We start from the raw sequence: 242 nt of genomic DNA, 5'->3' as shown, positions 1-242 counted from the left end.
ATCGCGGATTCGCTCCAGTACATCAGCTACTACCATCCGCAGGATTACATCGAAGCGCTCGGCCGCGCCTACGAGCTCGAAGAGAGCCCGGCAGCGAAGGACGCGATCGCGCAGATCCTCACCAACAGCCGCATGTGCGCCGAAGGCCGCCGTCCGATCTGCCAGGACACCGGCATCGTCACGATCTTCGTGAAGGTCGGCATGGACGTGCGCTGGGATGGCGCGACGATGGGCGTCACCGA

1 protein-coding gene is annotated in these 242 nt (G+C 64.0%); it reads left to right on the top strand.

Going from position 1 to position 242, the window contains the following annotated elements; all coding sequences use genetic code 11:
* Positions 1 to 242: fumarate hydratase (locus SB751_RS34545; RefSeq protein ID WP_410749557.1), on the top strand; the 242-nt coding region annotated here is incomplete at both ends.

This window comes from Cupriavidus sp. SIMBA_020, from assembly GCF_046535395.1.
Classification (GTDB): Bacteria; Pseudomonadota; Gammaproteobacteria; order Burkholderiales; family Burkholderiaceae; genus Cupriavidus; species Cupriavidus campinensis.
This window is presented reverse-complemented; position numbering and strand designations above follow the sequence as displayed.